Genomic DNA, 17,345 nt, shown 5'->3' on the forward strand with positions numbered 1-17,345 from the left:
GTCGACCGGGATCTTCGCAGCGGCATCGAGCCAATGGCGCACCTGGTCGATGGCCTCGTCCGCGAGGTCCTGGGGTCGAACGCTGCTGGCGGCCTCGTCGGGGCTGGCACTGGGGCTCGTGGTCGTCATCGTGCTGGGTCCTGTCCGGTCGGTTGTGGAGTCTTCTGCCAGTATGTGCCGAGGATTACAGAAGCAGAAGTGATGTTTTTCAACGCATAATCGTGGGAAAAGCCGAACGATTGGAGGCGGAATGCTGGAGATCCGCAGGCTGAGGCTCCTTCGCGAGCTCAGCATCCGAGGCACGCTCGCCGAGGTGGCCGACGCGCTCGCCTACAGCCCCTCCTCGGTGTCGCAGCAGCTCGCGCTGCTGGAGAAGGAAGTCGGCGCCGAGCTCCTCCGGAAATCCGGGCGGCGGGTGATCCTCACCCCCGAAGCCCTCGTGCTCGTGGAGCACACGAGCGGACTCCTCGACGCCCTCGAACGGACCGAATCCGCGCTCGCGGCCAGCCAGAGCGAGGTCCGCGGCACCGTCCGCCTCGCCGTCTTCCAGACCGCGGCCCTCGCCTTGATGCCCGTCGCGCTCCGCACCCTGCGTGAACGTCATCCCCACCTCCGTGTCGAGATGGTCCAGCACGAGCCCGAGACCGCGCTCCACGAGACGTGGGCCAGGGACTTCGACGTCGTGGTCGCGGAGCAGTACCCGCATCACGCCGCGCCGCATTACGCGGGCCTCGACCGGGAGCCGCTCACAAGCGACGCCATCCGCCTGGCCGTTCCGCCGGGGGCAGGCGAGTTCGACGGCGTGCGGCGGCTTGCGGACGCAGCAGCACTGCCGTGGGTCATGGAGCCGCACGGCGCTGCCTCGCGGCACTGGGCGGAGCAGGCGTGCCGATCGGCCGGGTTCGAGCCGGACGTGCGATACGAGACGGCAGACCTCCAGGCACACGTGGCGCTTGTCGAGTCGGGCAATGCCGTGGCCCTCCTTCCAGACCTCGTCTGGGTGGGACGGACGGCTTCGGCCCGACTGGTCGATCTGCCCGGCACCCCGCACCGCACAGTGTTCACCTCGATTCGCTCCTCCGGGGCCGCGCACCCTGTGATGCTCGCCGTTCGGGCGGTCCTCGAGGAGACTGCCCGGTCGCTGCTGCCGTCGTAGCCGGCCTGCCGCTGCGCTCCCATCCGGTTGAAGGTTCCCGATCAGTCGAAACCTCCGCGTTTCGCCCTGAGACGCGGATTTGGGCGCCCAGAACTGGGCTGGAGCGCGGCGCTGGGCCGACACTGGAGGGAGCCAGAAAGGCAGGAGGTGCGCGATGACGGCCAAAGCCGGCCCCCTGGACAGGGAATTCTCCGCCGTGCTCCAGCTGAGCCCCAGCAAGGGAGGCTGGACGTACGTTGTCTGGCCCGAGTCAGTCGAGTTCTTCGGGACGAGGGGCCTCGTGAAGGTCCGCGGGACCATTGACGGCCACCCCTTCCAGAGTTCCTTCATGGCGTTGGGGGACGGGACCCACAAGCTTCCCGTCAAGGCCGAGCTCCGAGAAGTCCTCGGCAAGGAGGCCGGAGACTCCGTGACCGTCCGGCTGGAGGAGCGGCTCGCCTGAAATGGGCCGCGGCCGTACCGGGCCCTCGCGCTAGGGAGTGCTCGTCGTCGCCTTCTCGGCAGAAACCATCCACGCAAGCTTCTCAAGCTGGAGAAGGATCTGGTTGAGGATGTCGGTCGTGGCGGCGTCGTTCTTTTCGACCGCTTCGTAGACGCCGCGCACCGTAGTGCAGGTCCCCTCGAGGGCGGCCACGACTCGATCGATCGCGTGGTCCGTGGTGATGAGGCCCTCGCCCGCCTCGTGCAGGCTCGTGGTCTTCGCGATCGTCGCTGAACGGCCGTCGGGTACGGCATGGAGAGCGCGGAGGCGTTCAGCCACCTCGTCGGCATGGAGCCGGGCGGCACTCACCACTTCGTCCAGTTGGAGATGAAGATCGCGGAAGTTTGGTCCCACGATGTTCCAGTGCGCTTGCTTGCCGTGCAGCGAGAGTTCGATGAGGTCCACGAGGATGGCCTGCAGGCCGTGGGCAAGCTCTTCGGATGCCTTAATGGGAGAGTCCCCTTTCGCTCGGTGTCTTTGGGTCGCTACCCGTCGGCGGGGGACGCAAACGGCACTCAGAGGCCGGGCGCCTCCCTCAGCTTGGCCAGCTGCGCCCGAAGGTGCTCGTTCTCGGCCTCAAGCGCGAGCACGAGCCGAACTCCCTCGATGTTGAGCCCCGCCTCGACCAGTTCGCCGATGCGATGGAGCCGCTCCATGTCGTCCTCGCTGTAGCGTCTTGTGCCGCCCTCTGTGCGGGCGGGGTTGATGAGCCCCTTGCGCTCGTACAGCCGAAGGCTGGACAGGCCGAGGCCGGAGAGTTCGGCGGCGACAGAGATGGCGTAGACGCCATCGGATGAATCCCTCGATCGGGCCACGCCCACTCCTCTCGCCACGATTCCCTCTTGCGTTGATCTACCCTTGGTGATCTATTATATCTACGTCTTATCAGACAGATTTAGTGGTCGATGAGGCGCAGATACCTGGTCGTATTGAATCGAACCCTTTGGAGGTGGCAAAGATGCTGATGCGAACTGATCCCTTCCGCGAACTTGACCGCCTGACCGAGCAGGTCTTCGGCAATACCCTGCGGCCCACCGCCATGCCCATGGAAGCGTGGCGCGCGGATGGCGAGTTCGTGGTCGAGTTCGACCTGCCGGGAGTCGATCCCGAGTCCATCGACGTGGACGTCGAACGCAACGTCCTCACGGTGCGCGCCGAGAGGCAGTCGCACCGGCCGGACGGAGCGGAGGTTGTCGCGGCTGAGAGGGCGGCGGGCACGTTCGGCCGTGAACTCATCTTGGGCGACTCGCTCGACACCCAGAATGTCAGCGCCAATTATGAGGATGGCGTGTTGGTCCTGCGCATCCCGATCGCCGAGCAGGCGAAGCCGCGCAAGATCGCCGTCGCGTCGAAGAAGGACAACAAGGAGATCGCGGCCTGAGTCTCCAGCGTTCCGGCAGGGTCGCAGCTGAGCCCTGCCGGAACGCCGCCGACCGCCTGGAGGTGCAGTGCGATGCCTTCTGCGGATTTCTATGGAGTGCTTGGCGTCAGCCGAACAGCGAGCCAGGAGGAGATCCGGCGGGCGTATCGCCGCCTTGTGCGGGAGCTTCATCCCGACTCCGCCAAAGGTGATCTGGCGTCCGCCGACACGGAGCAGCTGCGCGAGGTCATCGAGGCCTACTCGGTCCTCGGACATCCCGGACGGCGCGCGGCCTACGATCGGGCGCTGCGGGAAGCAGAGGCAATTCTTCCCCTCTGGTCCGAGCTTCCTTCCCCGCGGTGGCCGACGTGGCCCGATCGCCGATCGTCCAACTCCGTGTTCGACACCGTCTTCGACCTCAACGAGTCGGAGATCTTTCGGATCTTCTTTCGCTGGTTGCCCTAATTCGCTGGTTCCCCTGAAGGAGGATGAACTGTGACCCCGCTGCGCAGCGGCTGGCGCCGGTACGACAACACCCTGTTCCCCGTCTTCCACGAGAGATTCGAGGAGAGGTGGGGCGAGGGGACTGCTCCCTTCCTCGATCCGAGCGTGTATGAGGAGGAGCAGCCGCGCCCGAGGGCGCAGTGGATCAATGTGGACACGGGTGCCGCCGTCGCCGTCGTCCCTGTCTGGGAGGACGACCCGGCGGCGCGCTCGTTTGCCGTGTTCTACCTGCCGCCGCACGGCGGGATCTGGGTCCTCCGCCCGCCCGGGCTCACGAGCTACATGGAGGCAGCGGCCAGCGGGGTGGATGCGACCGAGCGCGCGATAGCCCTGAGGAACGACTCCTTCAAGAAGGCGGTGGCCCACGCGGAGGAGTTCATCTACGGCTCGGACCGCGGCTAGGGCCCCTTTCGAGGCGCCCGACTTCCCCACTCTTACTGCCAACCTCCCCAGCTTTGCTCTTCACTTCCCGCCAGCTGCCCGGGATTCCTGCGGCGGGACTCGATCAGCCCCGCGAGTGCCGGGGGGAATCCTGGGGAACTCGGCAGGAATGCTGGGGAACTCGGCCACGCGCCCCCCGCGGGGACGCCTTCCGTCACGTCAGCCGATACCGCTCGATTTGCTTGAGCCTGCGTTGGAGGCTGTCACGGCGAGGGTGGACCGGGGCGTCGGCGGCTTCGGCCGTCAGCTCGATGTGCTCGCGGCCGTAGCGCCAGAGCAGGAGATCGTCGAGCAGGCGGTCGGGGCCGGGGGAGTAGCGATGGTCGAGGGCCTTGCGGACCTCGGTGATGCGCTCGGCGTCGAGGATCTCCACGAGCTGCCAGGTCTCGGTGAGGCCATGCGCGGCGACGAGCTCGGCCGCCCAGCCCCAATCGTCGTCGACCTTCCGGTCCACGTGCGGGAGGAGGGTCTGCCAGATATCCCGAACGCGATCCGGCGTGAGGGCCTTGGCCCCTTCGCCGTTCTCATCCCAGAAGCTGCGCACCTTCTCGTAGCGCTCGTGGAGTTCGGCGAACTCCTTCTCCACAACCTCGAGCATGGCGGCCGTGGCAGTGAACTGGCGGTCGAATTGGGGACTCCAGGCGCGGGGATCGCTGCTCTTGAAGCGGATGTCGTGCTCGATCTCGCTCCAGGCGTGCGCGAAGATCGTGCGGATCTGGCACTCGAAGAAATAGCTCCCGTTGGCGGGGAGCTCGGGATTGAAAACGCCCTGGTACGCCTTCACCGCGTCGTTCTGGAGAGTGCGCAGAATGAGGTGCCGGCTCGAATAGCCGTAGGTTCCCGACTCGATCGAGCCGATGGCCTTCTCACGGTCGCCGCGGCAGTCGAAGATGTCGCGCTGGCGCTTGATGAGATTCGCGGCCATGGCGTTCTCGCGCGGCAGCCGCGTGATCACCCGGACCCCCACCATGTCATTGAGGATCCGGAACGGGTCGGGGAACTTGAGCGTCGGCTGGCCGCCGGGTTCGGCAGGCCGGTCCAGGCGGGAGATCTTCTCCTTGAAGGATTCCACCGTCTTGGTGCGGCCGGTGATGAAGAGAGGATCGATCTCGCCTGCCTCCTTGAACATGCGGCGCAGGGTGTGCAGGACGTCATTCGTGACGTCCTTGAGAGCCGGTCGGACGCGGGCGTACGTCTCGACTGCGGAGTCGACGATCGCGCGCTGCCCGGCATCCAGCCGGTCATAGTTGCTGGCCATGCCATCACCGTAGCAATCGCATCCGACACGGGGGTGGGTCGCCGTAGGGTGGAGCGCGTGGTGACTCGCGAGCGCATCCCCTACGGACCCCACCGAGACCAGTGGGGCGAGCTGTTCCTCCCCGCCGTCGCGGGTGCGAGCGCGCCGGCGCGCACCGTCGTCGTCATCCACGGCGGCTACTGGCGCGACAAGTGGACGGCGGAGCTCGGGCTGCCCACTGCCCTGGACCTCGCCGAGCGCGGGTACGCCGTGTGGAACCTGGAATACCGGCGCGTCGGCAGCGCAGTTGGACGGCGGGGAGGGAGTGAAGGATCAGCCGGAGGCTGGCCGGCAACCTTCCGCGACGTCGCCATGGGCATCGATCACCTCGCGGACCTAGCCGGCAAGGGCCTGGACGCAACCCGGGTCGCGGCTTTGGGACACTCGGCAGGCGGCCACCTCGCCGTGTGGGCAGCGGGCCGTGCGGCGCAGGCCTCCCGCACCGGAGGCGAGAAGCCCGCGGTGCCGCTCGCCGGCGTCGTGAGTCAGGCCGGGGTCCTGGATCTCTCCGCCGCCCACCGCCTGAAGCTGAGCGACGACGCCGCGGCGAACCTCATGGGCGGCCCCGAGTCCGAGCACGCGGAGGAATACGCGCTCGCCGACCCGATGCGCCGCCTCCCCACGGGTGTGCCCGTGCTGGCCGTGCACTCGCGTGACGACGAGGCCGTTCCCTTCGAGCTCTCGGAAGCGTACGTGTCCGCGGCGCTGGCGGCGGGCGATCCGGCCGAGCTCCATGAGACGTCGGGCGATCATTTCGCCCTCATCACCCCGGGCGCCGAGGCGTACGAAACCTGCCGCGCCCTCCTCGCCAGACTGCTACCGTAGGCCCCATGCTGACTGTCATCGGCGAGGGCCTCATCGACGTCGTCCACAAGCCGACGGGCACGGATTCGCACCCCGGCGGCAGTCCGCTCAACGTCGCCATCGGGCTCGCCCGACTCGACCACCCGGTGCAGTTCATCGGCCGCTATGGGGACGACCCCAACGGCCGCCTCCTGACCCAGCATCTCAAGGCGGCGGGGGTTCTCGTGCCGCTACCACCGGACGGGACGCCTACGTCCGTCGCGGCCGCGGAGCTCGACCACAAGGGAGCGGCGAGCTACACGTTCGACCTCGACTGGCACCTCCCCGACCTGCGCGAGAGCCTCTCGACCCTCCTCGGCGCCACGACGCTCCTGCACACCGGCTCGATCGCCACAGTCCTCGAGCCCGGCGCCGCCCAGGTGCTCTCCGCCGTCGAACGCGCCCGCCCGCGCGCGACCATCGGCTTCGATCCCAACTGCCGCCCGACCATCACCACCGACCGCGAGGCCGTTCGCCCGCTCGTGGAGCGCTTCGTGGCGCTGGCCGACGTGGTCAAGGCCTCGGACGAAGATCTCGCGTGGCTCTACCCGGGCGTCGATCCGCTGGAGTCAGCTCGCCGCTGGAAGTCGCTCGGCGCCCCTGAGGAGCCCGCCATCGTGGTGGTCACGCGCGGCGCGGAGGGGCCTTGGGGGATCTGTGCGGCGGGCGAGGTCGAAGTGCCGGCGGCGAAGGTCCGCGTCGCGGACACGGTGGGCGCGGGAGATTCCTTCATGGCGGCGCTGCTCAGCGGCGTCGTGGACCGCGAGCTCGACGGCGCGCAACGGCGCGGAGAGCTGCGGCGCCTGGACCGCGACGAGCTTCGGCGGCTCCTTGACTTCGCTGCCCGCGCGGCCGCCGTCACGGTCTCGCGACCGGGCGCCAACCCCCCGAGTCGCGCCGAACTGAGGGACAACCTTCCGCTGTAACGGCGGATGCTCTGGGTAAGGAGAGTTCATGGCGAACCACAATCCGTACGATGACCTGCCGCAGGTCGACTCGTTCACCCTCACCTCCGCGGATGTCGAGGACGGCGGCACGCTCGCACCCAACCAGGTAAGCGCGTACTTCCACGTGCCCGGCGGCAAGGACCTCTCGCCGCAGCTGAGCTGGTCGGAGGCGCCCGCGGGAACCAAGAGCTTCTGCGTGACGATCCTCGATCCGGACGCCCCGACCGGGAGCGGCTTCTGGCACTGGGCGGTCGGCAACATCCCCGCGACCGTGGACGAATTGCCGGAGGGCGCGGGCGGGAGCGTCGACGGCATGGGCCCGTCGGATTCGGACGCGAGCCTTCCCGAGGGTGCGGTCGAGCTCAGGAACGACGCCGGCTACACCGGTTTCGTCGGGGCGGCGCCGCCGAAGGGCCACGGCCCGCACCGCTACATCATCACGGTCCACGCGGTCGACGTCGAGCGCCTCGACATCAGCCCCGACACCCCGCCGGCCCTCATGGGCTTCCAGCTGTTCTTCCACACGCTCGGCCGGGCGCAGCTGACCGGCTACTTCGAAGTCCAGTGAGGCTCGTCGCAAGCGACATCGACGGGACGATCCTGAACCGCGACGGACGCATCTCCGAACGGACCATCCGTGCCCTGCAGGCGTGCGAGGCGGCGGGCATCGCCGTCGTCTTCGTCACCGGGCGGCCGGCGCGCTGGCTGACCCCGCTGAGCGAGCAGCTGCGGCACACCGGGACCGTGATCTGCTCCAACGGCGCGCTCGTCTATGACCTCGAGCGGATGGCGGTCGTGTCCTCGCAGGGCATTCCGCGGAGGGTCATGCTCGAGGTCCGTGACATCGTGCGCGGGCTGTTCCCGAAGACGGCCTTCGCCGCGGAGACCGCCGAGGAATTCGTCATGGAGACTCGCTTCGCGGAGCCGCGGCACCGCCATCTCCTGGGCGAGGTGCGGCACGGCGAGCTCGAGGACCTCGTGGTGGGCGACGAGGTGGTGAAGTTCATGGCCAAGATCGAAGACATGACGGCCGAGGACTACTTCCGGGCCGTGGCACCTCACGTGGGGCACCTGGTCTCCGTCACCCACTCGGCGATCGATCTCACGATGCTGGAGATGGGACCGCTCGGCGTCAACAAGGCCGTGACGCTCGCCGAGTACGCTCACGTGCTGGGCGTCGCCCCGGAGGATGTCGTCGCGTTCGGGGACATGCCGAACGACGTCGAGATGCTCACGTGGGCAGGGGAGGGCTATGCGATGTCCTCGGGTCACCCTCGAGCGCTCGCCGCGACTACGCTGCACGCGCCGGGCATCGAGGACGACGGCGTAGCCCAGGTTCTCGAGCGCAAGCTCGCCGCGCTGCCGGCAGCGGGCTAGCGGCTACCTGAGCTGGGGGCGCCGCTCCGCCTCCTGGACCGCTTCGCGTTCGGCGACCCGGTGCTCTGCCTCGTCGATCCGCGTGTTCTCCACGCGGTGCATGACCCACGCGATGAAGAAGCCGATCGCCATGAGCAGCAGCATATGGACGCCATCGCCCACTTTTCCGATGAAGCCGAGAATCCAGAGGACAAAGAGGATGATCGCGGTCCAGAGCATCAGCATGACAAACCTCCAGGAGTTCTTACGGGCAACAAAATTCGTTACGGGCCATTTGATGCCTGAAGTCGCGCGATCTTCAAGAGCCCGAACGCAAATAGACTCCGGACAGCAACTCGCCGAGACGTCCCGCCCCTAGGGGGATGAAAGGGGCGGGATGCCTCGGCGAGAGCTTATTTCGCGGGGGCGTCACGTGCTCCTGCTAGACGGCCCTCCGTCCGCGCACAAAATGAATGATCAGGGCGATAACCGCCAGCACGATCAGGATGTGCACGATTCCCCCCAAGCTCGGAAGGGCAATGAACCCCAGCAGCCAGAGGACGAACAGAATTACAGCGATCCACAGCAGCACAACTGCCTCCTTACATCAGCGGACTCGTGTTCAATCGATACCCGCCGCTGACCGGCTCAAACGTTCCCGTTCGCCTGCCGCGATCACGGGAATCGGTTCAGCCTCGTTGCGCGTTGGCCTTTGCGTGAGCGAGCAGGAGCCACTGGACGCCTATTCACAGGTCGTCACCGACGTTGCGCGGCGGCTCACGCCGCGTGTCGCCTCGGTCCACACAGACCGAGGTGCGGGATCCGCCGTCGTCCTCACCGCCGAGGGCCACCTGGTCACCAATGCGCACGTCGTGGGGCGCGTGGACCGGGGCCAGGTCGCCTTCGCGGACGGCACGAGCGGTCCCTTCGCGGTGATCGGCCGCGACCCCCTCTCCGACCTCGCGGTGCTGCGCACCCGGCTCGACCTTCCTGACCCCGCCGAGTTCGGGGATGCGGACCGGTTGCTCGTCGGCTCGCTCGTCGTTGCCGTCGGGAGCCCGCTTGGCCTCGAGGGCAGCGTGACGGCAGGCGTGGTCAGCGCCCTCGGCCGGTCCATGCCCGCACGTGGGCGCACGGCCTCGCGGCTCATCGAGGACGTCATCCAGACGGATGCGGCCCTCAACCCCGGAAACTCGGGCGGCGCGCTCGCCGACTCCCACGGGCGGGTCATCGGGATCAACACCGCCGTTGCCGGAATCGGACTCGGCCTTGCCGTTCCCATCAATGCCACAACGCGCCGGATCCTGCACTCGCTGCGAGAGGACGGCCGCGTGCGCCGGGCGTATCTTGGGCTCGTGACCGTTCCGACGCCGCTTGATGACCGCTGGACGGCTCGGACCGGGAAACGGCAGGCGCTGCGAGTCGCTGAAGTGGTGACGGGGAGCCCGGCGGGGGAGAGCGGCGTGCGGCCCGGCGACCTTCTCATCGCGATCAACGGCCACCCTCTTGCCGACGCCCAGTCTCTCCAGAAGCTCATGTTCGAGGACGCGATCGGACGGAGGACCGAACTGACGGTGCTCCGGGGCGAGGCGATGGTAGACGTCGTCACGCTGCCGACGGAGCTCGTCGACTAAGCGTTACAGCGCGACCTCGCCGCGGATCCCGGCCACTGTCTCGCCGCCGACGCCGACGTCGATCTGGCTGAAGCGACGGGTCACAGAAGCTCGACCCCGTCCTCGAGCTCAAGCGTCCGTCCCTCCGTGAGGCCGGTCAACGCCGCACCCACGTGCACCGCGCCATGCGAGCCGAAGTACTCGTCGAACTCCTCGGGCCGCACGAACTTCCATTCGGTCAGCTCCTCCTCCTGGAGGGTGACCGCGGCGCCATAGGGGAGGCTGCCGCCGTCGTACAGGAAGGAGAGCCCGTCGCCGATCGGGTCGGGGAACGCCGAATGGGCGATGAGGAGCAGCGCGCCCGGCTCGATGTCCAGCCCGAGCTCCTCGCGCCCCTCGCGCCGGGCCGCCGTGCGCGGCGCCTCGCCCGGATCGACGGTCCCGCCCGGCAGGAGCCAGCCCTCCTTGTAGTTCGGCTTCACCGCCAGCACGCACCCGTCGCTGTCGCGGATCACAAGTCCCGCCGCGACCCGACGGCGCGGCAGCGTGCGGAAGTATTCGCGGCTCACGGGGCTGAGGGGCTCGATGGGGCGCGGGCCATCTGTGGGGCGCTGGGTCTCCGTCGGGCGCACGTTTTCCATAGCTTCGAGCCTACTCGCGGTACCGTGGCCGCGTGAGCTACCTCCGACCAGCGCCGATGGCCTTCGCGCACCGCGGCTTCTCGCTCGCCGGGCTCGAGAATACGCTCACGGCCTTCCGCGCCGCGTGGGACCTCGGCTTCACCCATCTCGAGACGGACGTTCACGCGACGGCCGACGGCGTGCTGGTCGCCTTCCACGACGACACCCTCGACCGCGTCACCGACCGGTCCGGCCCCATCGCCGCCCTTCCCTGGTCCGCGGTCGCGGAGGCGCGGATCGGCGAGGGCGAGCGGGTGCTCCGCTTCGAGGAGCTCGCCGAGGACTTGCCCGACGCCCGCTTCAACGTGGACGTCAAGACCGTCGAGGCGATCGATCCGCTCGTGGCTGCTGTCGAGCGCCTGCAGCTCCACGACCGGATTCTGGTCGCCTCATTCTCCGACGCGCGCCGCCGCGCGGTCCTCGCCCGGCTCTCGCGGCGCGCGGCGTCCTCAGCGGGGATGCGGACGACGGCGCTGCTCGCCGTGGGTGGCCCCGCGCCCGCCGCGGTGCTGCGGCGCGCACTGCACGACGTGGACTGCTTCCAAGTGCCCGAGCGTCGGGGCAGGATTCGGGTGGTGACGCCGCGCTTCCTCGACCGCGCCCACGCCCTGGGCCGCCAGGTTCATGTGTGGACCGTCAACGAGCCCGCGGACATGCGGCGCCTGCTGGATGTGGGCGTCGACGGGATCGTGAGTGACCGTGCCGACCTCCTGCGCGGCGTGCTTGAGGCCCGCGGGGAGTGGCCGCCGCGCTGATGCCGCAGGACGAGGCGCGAAAAGCCAAGGATGCTCGGAGTTTCCCGGCAATTGCCGGGGAGAACGGCAACGGCCAGCCAAAATCTGACGGAACTCTCTCCGGAACGGCCCCTGACGCCGTCGTCGGTTGATGTACCGCTGGCAGGATCGCACCCGTGAAAACGATCACCAGACGCACGGCCGCGGCCGTGCTCGGCGCGGCCCTCACCGCGACCGCTGCCACGGGGGCTGCGGTGGCAGCCCCCACTGCTTCCACCACCTCGAACCGGGCCAGTTCGGACAAGCACGTCCTGCTCCTCTCTGTGGACGGCCTGCACCAGTCCGACCTCGACTGGTACGTCAAGGCCCACCCCGCGTCCGCCCTCGCCGCGCTCGTCGGCCACGGAACGAGCTACACGAACGCCCAGACCCCCGTGCCCTCGGACTCGTTCCCCGGCATGGTCGGCCAGGTCACGGGCGGCAACCCCGGCACCACCGGCGTCTACTACGACGACACGTACAACCGCGCCCTCCTCCCAGCCGGCACCACCACCTGCGCCGGTGTCACCCCGGGTGCCGAGGTCGCTTACACGGAGGCGGCGGACAAGAACCAGAACGCGCTCGACGCCGGGCAGGGCCTCGCAGGCCTGCCGAACAGCATCCTCCAGATGACGGGCAATGCGAAGTCGCTGCTCAACCCGGCCGCGCTGCCCGTGGACCCCACGACGTGCAAGCCGGTCTACCCGAACCAGTACCTCAAGGTGAACACGGTCTTCGAGGTCGCGAAGCAGGCTGGGCTGCGCACCGCGTGGTCGGACAAGCACGTCGCGTACGACATCCTCAGCGGGCCTTCGGGCGCCGGCATCGACGACCTGTTCGCGCCTGAGATCAACTCGGACGCGTCCATCGCCGGCTTCTCGGGCGACTGGACCAAGGACAACGCAGCGACCCAGCAGTACGACTCCTACAAGGTTCAGGCCGTGCTCAACGAGATCGCAGGCAAGGACCACTCCGGGACCCAGAACGTCGGCGAGCCTGGCATCTTCGGCATGAACTTCCAGACCGTCTCGACGGCTCAGAAGCTCCCGACCTCAGACGGCCTCGCGGGCGGCTATTTCGCCGACGGCGTGACCCCGGGCCCGCTCCTGACCAGGGGCCTCGACTACATCAACACCGAGGTCGGCCAGCTGACCGCAGCGATCGCCAAGACCCCGGACGCCAAGAAGACCACCGTGATCCTCTCCGCGAAGCATGGCCAGTCCCCGATGGATCCGGCCTCGCTCAAGCGGGTCGACGACGGCCCCATCATCGACGGCCTCAATGCCGCGTGGCGCGCCGCGGGCCACTCGAGCGATCTCGTCGCCTTCTCCACGGACGACGACGTCATGCAGCTCTGGCTGACCGAGCACACCCAGGCGGCGGCGGACTTCGCGAAGCAGTATCTGGCCTCGCACCCCGCCGCGGGCAACGACATCAATGGGTCGGCGCTCACGGTCCAGGACTCTGGCCTCACGACCGTCTACGCGGGCTCGCAGGTCGCGGACTTCTTCCACACGTCCGCTTCTGATTCGCGCATCCCGGACATCTTCGGCATCGTCCAGCACGGCGTCGTCTACACGGGCGGCAAGGGCAAGATCGCGGAGCATGGCGGCGCGGACCCGCAGGATCGCCACGTTCCAATCGTCGTCTCACAGGGCACTGATTCGGGCGCGTCGACTGTGACGAGCACGGTCGAGACCACGCAGATCGCCCCGACGATCCTGCGCGAGCTCGGCCTCAACGCAAACGATCTCCAGGCCGTCCGGATCGAGGGGACGCAGGTCCTTCCGCAACACTGAGCTGCCTGCCTCGCCCGCGCTCCCGTCCGGTTGTCAGTCCCCAATCGGACGGGAGCGCGGCGCGTCGGGGCAGACACGACACGTGCGGCTCGAGAAACGGACGGGAGCGCTCAGCCGTCCTCGCCCGAGTCCGCCACGGCCCGCTCAAGCCGCCGGTCGGGGATGATCCACATGGCCGCGACCGCAACGTAGGCAGCAACACTGATCCATACGGACAGATACGCGCCGACGCAGCCGAGCACGTAGAGCGCCATGGACCACTTGCCCTTCGCGTCGTTGCGGATCGCCCGCGCGAGCCGGCTGTCCGCGCCCTGGATCCGGATGAGCCGGGTCTGGAGGATCGTGTAGGAGACAGCGGCTGCCAGCAGATTGATCCCGTAGACGAGTACGGGAAGCGGGCTCAGGCTGCTCTCGTCCATCCACCGGGTGGTGAAGGGAACGATCGAGAGCCAGAACAGCAGGTTGAGGTTGGCCCAGAGCGCCCCGCCCGTGACCCGGTCGCTCAGGTGCATGAGGTGGTGGTGGTTGGTCCAATAGATGCCGATGTATACAAAGCTCAGCAGGTAGGTCAGCAGAGTCGGGGCGACCTCTGCGAGTCCATGAAGGTCGGCGGTGTCGGGTGTTTTGAGCTCGAGCACCATGATCGTGATGGCGATGGCCAGGACGCCGTCGCTGAAGGCCTCGACGCGGTTGGTCTCCACGCGCTAATTGAAACACTCAGCAGGCGTTCGCCGGGGCTGGCAGGATAGTGGAATGCGCATTCTCATCGCCCCCGACAAGTTCAAGGGCTCCCTCACTGCAGCCGAGGCCGCCGACGCGATGGCCGAAGGTGCCTTGAGCGTCTACCCGGACGCGCAGATCACGCGCGTGCCGATTGCCGACGGCGGCGAGGGCACCCTCGAGGCGGCCGTCGCCGCCGGGTTCGAGGAGCGGAACAACGCCGTCGTCGGTCCGATCCTGCGGCCGGTCGGCGCGTCGTGGGCCATCAAGGGGACGACGGCGGTCATCGAGACCGCGCAGGCATCCGGCCTTGCGCTCCTTGACGGGGAACCCACCCCCGAGCTGGCCGCCCGGGCGCACTCCTACGGCGCGGGGCAGCTCATCGCCGCAGCGCTCGACGCCGGAGCGACCGAGATCGTCCTCGGGCTCGGCGGCTCGGCCATGACCGACGGCGGGTCGGGCGCCCTCCGCGCCTTGGGCCTCTCGCCGCTCGACGCCGCCGGGAACGTTGTGCCGTTGGGCGGCGCCGCGCTCGCGGACGTCGTCGCGGTCGACACCACAGCGCTCGACCCCCGCCTGGCCCGCGCGAGGTTCCGCATCGCCGTCGACGTCCGCAATCCGCTCTCCGGACCCGAGGGCGCCGCCCATGTCTTCGGCCCGCAGAAGGGCGCCGACGCCGAGACGGTCGAGGTGCTCGACGCCGGTCTCCGCACCTGGGCGCGGGTCCTCGCCGAGGCGACCGGGCGCGACGTCGACGTCCCCGGCTCAGGCGCGGCCGGCGGCTTCCCCGCGGCCTTCCTCGCGTTCACCGATGCGGAGCTCGAAAGCGGCTTCGACCTCGTGGCCGACCTCGTGGGCCTCGACGCCCAGCTCGACGGCGCAGACCTCGTCATTACGGGCGAGGGATCCCTCGACGGGCAGTCGCTCACCGGGAAGGCGCCGATCGCGCTCGCCGACCGGGCGCGCGATCGCGGCATTCCCGTCGTCGCCGTCGCGGGCCGCATCCTCGCGACGCCGGACGAGCTCGCCGAGCACGGGATCGAGGTTGCCGGGGCGCTCGTGGACCTCGCGCCGACTCCGGCCGAGGCGATCGCCGAGGGCGGCGCCTACGTCCGCCGCGCGGTGGCGGAGCTCCTCGCCGGCGCCTGACCCACGCGTGGCCACCTCTCACCCGGCGCGTGGCCACCTCTCACCCGGCGTGTGGCCACGTCTCACCGGGCGCGTGGCCACGTCTCACCCGGCGCGCTCGCCCGCCGTCGTATGCCGCGGGCTGTCCGGGTTCAGCAGGGAATTCCGACGCGAGTAGCCGAAGTAGATCGCAAGGCCCACGACGAGCCAGACGGCGAAACGCAGCCAGGTCTCCCACGGCAGGGAGATGATGAGCCACAGCGAGAACAGGACGCCGACCACGGGGACCACGGGCATCCACGGCGTCCGGAATGACCGGGGAATCTCCGGGCTGCGGTAGCGCAGCACGATAACGGCGACGCACACCACCACGAACGCGGAGAGGATGCCGATGTTCGTGAGCTCGGCGACGGTGGTGATCGGCAGCACGCCCGCGAGGATCGCGGACCCGACTCCCACGATCCACGTGACCCGCGTCGGCACGTGGCGCTCGGGATGGGTCTTGGCGAACCACTTGGGGAGGAGCCCGTCGCGGCTCATGGAGAACCACACGCGAGTGACGCCGAGCATGAAGGTGAGCATGACGGTCAGAATCGAAATGATCGCGCCGACGGCGATCACATTCGCCACCGCGGGGAGCCCGGCCGCCGCGAAGGCGCTCGAGAAGCCAGATTTCGGGTCGATCTCGGTGTACTTCTGCATTCCGGTGAGCACGAGGGTAGCGAGGACGTACAGCGCCATCGCTATGGCGAGCGAGTAGAGGATCGCCTTCGGCATGTGCTTCGTGGCGTCGCGCGACTCCTCGGCGGCGGTGCTCATCGCGTCGTAGCCGAACACGGCGAAGAACACCGTCGCGGCGCCGGTCATGACCCCGCCGAAGCCGAACGGGAAATACGGCGTGTAGTTCGAGCTGTTGATGTGGAAGACGCCGAGCACCACGATGACGACGACGAGCAGCACCTTGAGCGCGACGATCACCAGCTCGAAGCGGCCCGTGCTCCGGATGCCGCGGGTGAGGATCCAGGCCGTCAGCAGGCAGAGGATGATCGCGAAGACGTCCACGACGTGTCCCGGTCCTGTGCCCGGCGCCCCGAGCATCCATGCGGGCAGGTCCACGCCCAGCTGGCTCACGAGGAAGCCGAAGTATCCCGAGATGCCAATGGCGACCACGGCGACGATCGCCGTGTACTCGAGGAGCAGGTCCCACCCGATGAACCAGCCGACGATCTCGCCGAGCGAGGCGTAGCCATAGGTGTACGCCGAGCCCGCCTTGGGGATCATCCCCGCGAACTCGGCATAGGAGAGCGCCGCCGCGGCGCTGGCCACGCCCGCCACGAGGACTGAGATGAGCACTGCCGGACCGGCCGTCTTGTTCGCCACGGCACCGGCGAGCGAGAAGATCCCGGCCCCGATGATGCCACCGACTCCGATGGCCGTCAGCTGCCAGAGGCCGAGCGATTTGGAGAGGTGGCCAACGCCCTGCTCCTCCTCGATATCGCCAATGGGCTTCCGTCGGAGGATGGACTGGTTCGAACGCGTCATCGGGACCTCCTGCTTTGGTCGAAGCTGGGGTGGGCCAGGGGACGCGGGTCAGTCTACGCCTGAGCGGGACCTACTCCACCCGCTCGGTCTCCGGCTCGCGGACGGTCCCCCGCCACCGGGAAAGTGCCGTCATGCCGTGGTAGATGAGCAGCGCGGCAGCGGACCCGAGTGCGATCCCCGCGAAACTCAGCTGCCCGGCGTTCCACGTGTAATCGGCGATGCCCACGATCAAGGCGACGGCCGCCGTCGTGATGTTGATCTGGTTCGAGAAGTTGACCCGGCCCTGAACCCAGATCTTGACGCCGAGCACGCCGATCATGCCGTACAGCATGGTCGCGGCGCCCCCGAGCACGCCCGGGGGAACGGTGGCGATGAGCTCGCCGAACTTCGGGGAGAAGCTGAGCAGGAGCGCGCAGAGTCCGGCGACCCAATAGGCCGCGGTCGAATACACCTTTGTCGCAGCCATGACCCCGATGTTCTCGGCGTAGGTCGTGGTTCCAGAGCCTCCTCCGAATCCGGCGAGGACGGTCGCGGCCCCGTCGGCGATGAGTGCGCGCCCGGCGACGCCATCGAGATTCTGCCCCGTCATGGCCGAGACGCTCTTCACATGGCCCACGTTCTCCGCGACGAGCACGAGGACAACGGGGACGAACAGCCCGAGCACGCCCGCATGGAACTGCGGCGTCTGGAATTGCGGGAGGCCGA

22 protein-coding genes are annotated in these 17,345 nt (G+C 68.5%); 13 read left to right on the forward strand and 9 right to left on the reverse strand.

The window, feature by feature from the left end:
- Positions 1-250 precede the first annotated feature (250 nt).
- On the forward strand, positions 251-1,156 hold the full coding sequence (locus tag ACTHL9_RS07045) for a LysR substrate-binding domain-containing protein (protein WP_440518137.1): 906 nt from the start codon (positions 251-253) through the stop codon (positions 1,154-1,156).
- Positions 1,157-1,310: 154 nt separating this feature from the next.
- Positions 1,311-1,598 (forward strand): DUF1905 domain-containing protein, encoded by a 288-nt coding sequence (locus ACTHL9_RS07050; RefSeq protein WP_440518138.1) that lies wholly within the window; start codon positions 1,311-1,313, stop codon positions 1,596-1,598.
- A 30-nt stretch (positions 1,599-1,628) separates the two neighbouring features.
- Here the strand turns inward: ACTHL9_RS07050 and ACTHL9_RS07055 are convergent, their stop codons facing one another.
- Complete coding sequence (locus ACTHL9_RS07055) at positions 1,629-2,087, reverse strand: Dps family protein (RefSeq protein WP_440518156.1); 459 nt, start codon at positions 2,085-2,087, stop codon at positions 1,629-1,631.
- A gap of 65 nt (positions 2,088-2,152) precedes the next feature.
- Entirely contained in the window at positions 2,153-2,452 is a 300-nt protein-coding gene (locus ACTHL9_RS07060; protein WP_440518139.1) for a MerR family transcriptional regulator, read from the reverse strand.
- Positions 2,453-2,595: 143 nt separating this feature from the next.
- Here ACTHL9_RS07060 and ACTHL9_RS07065 point away from each other — a divergent pair, with 143 nt between their 5' ends.
- The 3 genes from ACTHL9_RS07065 (at position 2,596) to ACTHL9_RS07075 (ending at position 3,903) form a co-directional block, all read left to right on the forward strand.
- On the forward strand, positions 2,596-3,018 hold the full coding sequence (locus ACTHL9_RS07065) for an Hsp20/alpha crystallin family protein (protein ID WP_440518140.1): 423 nt from the start codon (positions 2,596-2,598) through the stop codon (positions 3,016-3,018).
- A 72-nt stretch (positions 3,019-3,090) separates the two neighbouring features.
- A complete protein-coding gene (locus ACTHL9_RS07070; RefSeq protein ID WP_440518141.1) occupies positions 3,091-3,462 on the forward strand; it encodes a J domain-containing protein in 372 nt (123 codons plus the stop codon).
- Between the two features lie 39 nt (positions 3,463-3,501).
- Positions 3,502-3,903, forward strand: coding sequence for a hypothetical protein (locus tag ACTHL9_RS07075; protein ID WP_440518157.1), 402 nt, complete (start codon positions 3,502-3,504; stop codon positions 3,901-3,903).
- 193 nt (positions 3,904-4,096) lie between these two features.
- On the opposite strand, the gene ACTHL9_RS07080 is transcribed toward ACTHL9_RS07075, so the two are convergent.
- Positions 4,097-5,200 (reverse strand): GTP pyrophosphokinase, encoded by a 1,104-nt coding sequence (locus tag ACTHL9_RS07080; protein ID WP_440518142.1) that lies wholly within the window; start codon positions 5,198-5,200, stop codon positions 4,097-4,099.
- Positions 5,201-5,257: 57 nt separating this feature from the next.
- On the opposite strand from ACTHL9_RS07080, the gene ACTHL9_RS07085 reads away from it, so the two are divergent.
- Genes ACTHL9_RS07085 through ACTHL9_RS07100 form a run of 4 tightly spaced genes read left to right on the forward strand, consistent with a single transcriptional unit; the run spans position 5,258 to position 8,406 of the window.
- Entirely contained in the window at positions 5,258-6,064 is an 807-nt protein-coding gene (locus ACTHL9_RS07085; protein WP_440518143.1) for an alpha/beta hydrolase family protein, read from the forward strand.
- A 5-nt stretch (positions 6,065-6,069) separates the two neighbouring features.
- Entirely contained in the window at positions 6,070-7,008 is a 939-nt protein-coding gene (locus tag ACTHL9_RS07090) for a carbohydrate kinase family protein (RefSeq protein WP_440518144.1), read from the forward strand.
- A 28-nt stretch (positions 7,009-7,036) separates the two neighbouring features.
- A complete protein-coding gene (locus ACTHL9_RS07095) occupies positions 7,037-7,597 on the forward strand; it encodes a YbhB/YbcL family Raf kinase inhibitor-like protein (protein ID WP_440518145.1) in 561 nt (186 codons plus the stop codon).
- Positions 7,594-8,406: an HAD family hydrolase gene (locus ACTHL9_RS07100; protein ID WP_440518146.1), complete on the forward strand. Its 813-nt coding sequence runs from the start codon at positions 7,594-7,596 to the stop codon at positions 8,404-8,406. Before ACTHL9_RS07095 ends, ACTHL9_RS07100 begins: the two co-directional genes overlap by 4 nt.
- Before the next feature lie 3 nt (positions 8,407-8,409).
- On the opposite strand, the gene ACTHL9_RS07105 is transcribed toward ACTHL9_RS07100, so the two are convergent.
- Together ACTHL9_RS07105 and ACTHL9_RS07110 are read right to left on the reverse strand one after the other, a co-directional pair.
- Positions 8,410-8,631 carry a hypothetical protein gene (locus tag ACTHL9_RS07105; protein WP_440518147.1) on the reverse strand — a complete coding sequence of 74 codons (222 nt, stop codon included), beginning with the start codon at positions 8,629-8,631 and terminating at the stop codon, positions 8,410-8,412.
- Between the two features lie 196 nt (positions 8,632-8,827).
- Positions 8,828-8,977, reverse strand: coding sequence for a lmo0937 family membrane protein (locus tag ACTHL9_RS07110; protein WP_440518148.1), 150 nt, complete (start codon positions 8,975-8,977; stop codon positions 8,828-8,830).
- A gap of 124 nt (positions 8,978-9,101) precedes the next feature.
- On the opposite strand from ACTHL9_RS07110, the gene ACTHL9_RS07115 reads away from it, so the two are divergent.
- Positions 9,102-10,019, forward strand: a complete 918-nt coding sequence (locus ACTHL9_RS07115) for a S1C family serine protease (protein ID WP_440518149.1) — start codon at positions 9,102-9,104, stop codon at positions 10,017-10,019.
- An 80-nt stretch (positions 10,020-10,099) separates the two neighbouring features.
- Here ACTHL9_RS07115 and ACTHL9_RS07120 read toward each other — a convergent pair whose 3' ends face one another.
- The gene (locus tag ACTHL9_RS07120; protein WP_440518150.1) at positions 10,100-10,639 is read right to left on the reverse strand and encodes an NUDIX domain-containing protein; all 540 of its coding nucleotides are present in this window, start codon (positions 10,637-10,639) and stop codon (positions 10,100-10,102) included.
- 56 nt (positions 10,640-10,695) lie between these two features.
- On the opposite strand from ACTHL9_RS07120, the gene ACTHL9_RS07125 reads away from it, so the two are divergent.
- Positions 10,696-11,433 (forward strand): glycerophosphodiester phosphodiesterase, encoded by a 738-nt coding sequence (locus ACTHL9_RS07125; protein ID WP_440518158.1) that lies wholly within the window; start codon positions 10,696-10,698, stop codon positions 11,431-11,433.
- Positions 11,434-11,588: 155 nt separating this feature from the next.
- The gene (locus tag ACTHL9_RS07130) at positions 11,589-13,250 is read left to right on the forward strand and encodes an alkaline phosphatase family protein (protein WP_440518151.1); all 1,662 of its coding nucleotides are present in this window, start codon (positions 11,589-11,591) and stop codon (positions 13,248-13,250) included.
- 110 nt (positions 13,251-13,360) lie between these two features.
- Here the strand turns inward: ACTHL9_RS07130 and ACTHL9_RS07135 are convergent, their stop codons facing one another.
- A complete protein-coding gene (locus ACTHL9_RS07135) occupies positions 13,361-13,951 on the reverse strand; it encodes a TMEM175 family protein (RefSeq protein WP_440518152.1) in 591 nt (196 codons plus the stop codon).
- A 52-nt stretch (positions 13,952-14,003) separates the two neighbouring features.
- Between ACTHL9_RS07135 and ACTHL9_RS07140 the strand changes: the two genes are divergently transcribed.
- On the forward strand, positions 14,004-15,119 hold the full coding sequence (locus tag ACTHL9_RS07140) for a glycerate kinase (RefSeq protein ID WP_440518153.1): 1,116 nt from the start codon (positions 14,004-14,006) through the stop codon (positions 15,117-15,119).
- Positions 15,120-15,203: 84 nt separating this feature from the next.
- On the opposite strand, the gene ACTHL9_RS07145 is transcribed toward ACTHL9_RS07140, so the two are convergent.
- Both ACTHL9_RS07145 and ACTHL9_RS07150 read right to left on the reverse strand, forming a co-directional pair.
- Complete coding sequence (locus ACTHL9_RS07145) at positions 15,204-16,640, reverse strand: amino acid permease (protein WP_440518154.1); 1,437 nt, start codon at positions 16,638-16,640, stop codon at positions 15,204-15,206.
- A 70-nt stretch (positions 16,641-16,710) separates the two neighbouring features.
- On the reverse strand, positions 16,711-17,345 hold a 635-nt coding region (locus tag ACTHL9_RS07150; protein WP_440518155.1), incomplete at its 5' end, for a solute carrier family 23 protein.

The sequence above is a fragment of the Sinomonas sp. genome, assembly GCF_051955515.1.
Classification (GTDB): domain Bacteria; phylum Actinomycetota; class Actinomycetes; order Actinomycetales; family Micrococcaceae; genus Sinomonas.

Excerpts from the sequence above, each read along its gene's own strand:
- ACTHL9_RS07045 (WP_440518137.1), top strand. The coding sequence starts at position 251 with ATGCTGGAGATCCGCAGGCTGAGGCTCCTTCGCGAGCTCAGCATCCGA.
- ACTHL9_RS07050 (WP_440518138.1), top strand. The coding sequence starts at position 1,311 with ATGACGGCCAAAGCCGGCCCCCTGGACAGGGAATTCTCCGCCGTGCTC.
- ACTHL9_RS07065 (WP_440518140.1), top strand. The coding sequence starts at position 2,596 with ATGCTGATGCGAACTGATCCCTTCCGCGAACTTGACCGCCTGACCGAG.
- ACTHL9_RS07070 (WP_440518141.1), top strand. The coding sequence starts at position 3,091 with ATGCCTTCTGCGGATTTCTATGGAGTGCTTGGCGTCAGCCGAACAGCG.
- ACTHL9_RS07080 (WP_440518142.1), bottom strand. The coding sequence starts at position 5,200 with ATGGCCAGCAACTATGACCGGCTGGATGCCGGGCAGCGCGCGATCGTC.
- ACTHL9_RS07090 (WP_440518144.1), top strand. The coding sequence starts at position 6,070 with ATGCTGACTGTCATCGGCGAGGGCCTCATCGACGTCGTCCACAAGCCG.
- ACTHL9_RS07095 (WP_440518145.1), top strand. The coding sequence starts at position 7,037 with ATGGCGAACCACAATCCGTACGATGACCTGCCGCAGGTCGACTCGTTC.
- ACTHL9_RS07105 (WP_440518147.1), bottom strand. The coding sequence starts at position 8,631 with ATGCTGATGCTCTGGACCGCGATCATCCTCTTTGTCCTCTGGATTCTC.
- ACTHL9_RS07120 (WP_440518150.1), bottom strand. The coding sequence starts at position 10,639 with ATGGAAAACGTGCGCCCGACGGAGACCCAGCGCCCCACAGATGGCCCG.
- ACTHL9_RS07125 (WP_440518158.1), top strand. The coding sequence starts at position 10,696 with ATGGCCTTCGCGCACCGCGGCTTCTCGCTCGCCGGGCTCGAGAATACG.
- ACTHL9_RS07140 (WP_440518153.1), top strand. The coding sequence starts at position 14,004 with ATGCGCATTCTCATCGCCCCCGACAAGTTCAAGGGCTCCCTCACTGCA.
- ACTHL9_RS07145 (WP_440518154.1), bottom strand. The coding sequence starts at position 16,640 with ATGACGCGTTCGAACCAGTCCATCCTCCGACGGAAGCCCATTGGCGAT.